Below are 3,599 nucleotides of genomic sequence, written 5' to 3'. Positions count from 1 at the left end.
GCATAAGAGACGTCATTAGCGACGTCTCTTAGATCATCGCCCCAGCCTCAGGCAGGCGCTGCCAATGGAGCGGTTACGCCGCAGGCCCCAAACAGGAAAAAGAACGTCAGCCCTTCAGGGCTGGCCGATGATGCGCAAGGGATGGAAGCCGCATGGCCGAGACCGCCTATGGCGGGCTCGGTTCACGACAGCCCGCCCTAAAGGGTGCGCCTGCCTACTTGATCTGATACTTCAAGCGCCGCTGTACAAACGCAGGTTTCGAGCCTTCGAGAATCTTGACGATCACATCATTGATTCTCGGGTTTTCGATAGAGCCTGCCTCATACGAGAACTTATAGTCCGCCGCCTTGTCCAATGACACGTAGAGGATTTGCTCCGCGTCCGCTCCAACGGCAAGGTTCGGGTTGTGGGTTACGAGGATGACCTGACGGCTCTTCTTGGCCTGCCTGATACATGTTGCCAGAACGCTGAAAATACTGTCGTTGTCGAGGTTGTCCTCGGGTTGGTCGATGATGAGCGGCGTCTTCTCCTTGTCCAGATGGAGATAGAAGACAAGAAGGAGCAGACCTTTCTCGCCTGGTGAAAGTTGGTTCAGGTTCTTACCACCTAGGCGCAACTCGTAACGCGCGTCAAAATACTCGAAAGAAAACAGGAGATCGTAGAGGCGCTTAACATCCTTAACCTGCTTGCTCACGTCCTCAGTGCGAATGGCGTCGAGGATACCGTTGGCGAATGTCAGGACGCTTTCGACATCATTCCAGTCTGTTTCGGCTATACGCGATTCAAGCTCTGCACCGCCTTGAACAGTTCCGCGAAATGGGCCGCTCGAAGCCTGGTTCACAAGATCAAAGAACCGTTCATGGAACTCGTGCAAAGGCACGAACGAAGCATCAATCGCCACCTCGAACTCGTCTGACCGCACTGTCGCCAGTCGCTCTTCAACGCTCGATTTCAGCACCTCATAGAACGCGCGTACCTTCTTTTTGGCGTCGAAGATCGAACGGGCAATCTGATCGCGGTCGGCGTACTTGCCATCCAGTTTCGCGGTCAGATCGTTCTCGATGTAGCCGATGCGCTTCTCGATATCCTTTATCGTTCCAGGTTTGGGGTTCTCATCCTCACCCATTACAGCCGTCATCTTCCCCGCCAAATCAGACATCGCCTGTACATAGCGCTGATAGCGGCGCTGTGGCGCTGAGAGCGTTTCCTGCAACGCCTTCAGCTTCTCAGTGAGGAATACGTGCGCCCGACGTAGATCGGGAACGCTGACGAGGGTCGAGAGCTTGGTAGCGTCTGTGATAGCAACCTTGCTATCGGCTTCGAGGGAGTTGATCGTCGCCGAAACTTCTGCAATCTTGGCGTCTATCGTCGTCGTATCGATGCGATGGGTGATGATCGCATTGATATCCAGACCGAAGCGCGCGCATTCCGTCCGCAGTTCCTCTTTGGCGCTCTTCATTTGTGAGTCTAGCGCCGTAGCCGATTCCTTGATGCCGCTCAGGCCGACTAGATCGCTCTTGAGTGAAGACAGCTTCTCAACAGCCTCCTTTCCGCGACCCTCAAGATCGGACTGATCCTGCCTGACTTTCCCGATCTGGTCGGCAATCGCTTTCTGCTCTTCGGTTTCACCCTCGGGCTTCACAACCTCGGGGGGTTTGGAGGCTTCGAGAACGCGGTATTCTTCCTGCTTTTGTTTGAGCTGTTCGGTGAGCGCGGCTTTCGTCGCAGGGTTCGCCTGTTCCTCAAGCTCGACGATTTCGATGTTCAGCTCTCGTAGCCGCACTTTTAGCGCACTGATATCGCTCTTGCTCTGGGCAGTTTTCAGCTCTTCAAGGTCCGAGAAGGTCGATTTTCCCATGCGGTCGGATTCTTCGACGTGCGAGAATACTACTTCTTCGATTTCTTCCCTGAACGCCTTGACCTCTATCTCGTTCGTCAGGCTCTCGAAGTAGTTCTGGGGAAGGTACTTCACGACCTCGGGCTTTTGCAGATCAACGTCCTGATCCAGCCGCTTCTCGGGCTTTACACCACTGGCCCAGGTCAGCGTTCCGACAAAGTTCTCAGCGTAACCTTTTTGGCGGAATTTTCGGTTTTGGCTTTTGTCGGTAAGAAATGAAAAATGCTCGGACTGACGCGACTCCCCGAGTAAACCGACTATATCGGCGACGGCGCTCTTGCCGCTGCCCTTGTTGCCGATAATCGCTGTCAATTCAGGATTGAAGGGTATGACGACATCCTTGAACCAAGACCCGTTGCCTCCAGAGTATCCCGCAACATGATCGATCCGCAGCTCGGAAATGAACCGTGTCGCGTCCTGATCCTGCCGTTGCAGAACGGTCGGCTGCTCGCCGATATGAACGCGCCCCTTCGGTTCGAAGAGCGTCTGCCTTAGCCCACGAAATGTAAGGTCGGCCTTGATCCATGTCGCCTCGTAGCCCGCCTCGTCCCCCGACAGTCTGACAAGATCGTCGAAGGAGTGGGCGTCTGACCCAGAAAAGACTGGTTTCGGCTCAGAAGGCGCTGCGTCCTCGTAGCGATCCGCCTTCAGGAAATATACCGTGTTCTTCGATGACCCGAAGAAGGCATCGCTCGCCTTGTCCAGCTCGTCCGATATCGAGATGCTTCTCGGAGATTTCGTATCCACACCTTTGAGGCCGTCATTGTTCGCGGCAGTCACGATCATGTAGGCGGTGCGGTCGGGAAAGACCGCTTCAAGCGCCTTTCGCAGCTCGGTAATGCTAACCGTGGCTTGCTCGTATTCGCCCTTTGACGACAGCTCACCGCACCGCACCCGCCCCCCGCCTCGCGTGATATGCGTCAGCAGGTCGCTCAGCAGTGTTGTGAGTTTTGCTTCCGTCGCGGCTTTTGGATCGATGAGCACGTGAGTATGAACGTGCCGTGCGTCCTTGCTGATTGTTTCTGTCAGGCGAAATTCGATATTCGGGATGAAGAGCTTTTCACCTTCAGGATACGCCTCTTGATATGCCTTCTTAACGGAAAAATAGCTGTCAAACGAGAAGTAGTCGGTGATACCGAAGACCTGAACCTCTGACGCCTCTAACGCCTCGACATACAATTTCAGTGTGTCTTCATCAGGGTCGCCGAATCCGTTGGACAACTTCGTGCCAGGCGCGTGCAAATGAAGATCCCATCGCCTCCACAAAGAACCTCGTGTATTGCGTGCGGGATTGGTCAACTGCCGCACTCCCAGTTCAAACTATTTCGAAGAACGATCACGGCCTACCAATCCCATTCATGATTCTAAATCGTCACCTTCATCATCAGCATCAGAAAACAAATCTTGATATGCGGCTTCGGCCTTCTCTCGTGAACGCTCGACCAAAGTGACGGGCGTTAACGGGTCGCCGTCAAGGCGATACGCTTTGAAGACGTGCTCTCTTCCCGCATTGGGGTTCGGCACAAGTTCAGTGTTTAGTTCGTTGGTACGCAGATCGAAGTTGTAGGCAACGACCATGTGTTCGACTTCGCGTCGGGTAAGAGTTGCGATCTCGATCAGGTCATTGAGCTACTCCCCATCGGTTGGACAGGATCTGGCGTAAATCAAGCTACTCGTTGCACCTGCTGACCGGTTTGGGTTT

The 3,599-nt window shown here is 54.3% G+C and carries 2 protein-coding genes; both read right to left on the bottom strand.

Annotated elements, in window-relative coordinates; all coding sequences use genetic code 11:
• Positions 1–214 precede the first annotated feature (214 nt).
• Complete coding sequence (locus tag BKY27_RS19405) at positions 215–3,196, bottom strand: TrlF family AAA-like ATPase (protein ID WP_407668432.1); 2,982 nt, start codon at positions 3,194–3,196, stop codon at positions 215–217.
• 57 nt (positions 3,197–3,253) lie between these two features.
• A complete protein-coding gene (locus BKY27_RS19400; RefSeq protein ID WP_199559139.1) occupies positions 3,254–3,475 on the bottom strand; it encodes a hypothetical protein in 222 nt (73 codons plus the stop codon).
• Positions 3,476–3,599 lie beyond the last annotated feature (124 nt).

Source organism: Nioella nitratireducens, assembly GCF_001879715.1.
GTDB classification, from domain to species: Bacteria; Pseudomonadota; Alphaproteobacteria; order Rhodobacterales; family Rhodobacteraceae; genus Nioella; species Nioella nitratireducens.
Note: the sequence above shows the minus strand (reverse complement) of the source record. Positions and strands in the feature narration are given on the sequence as shown.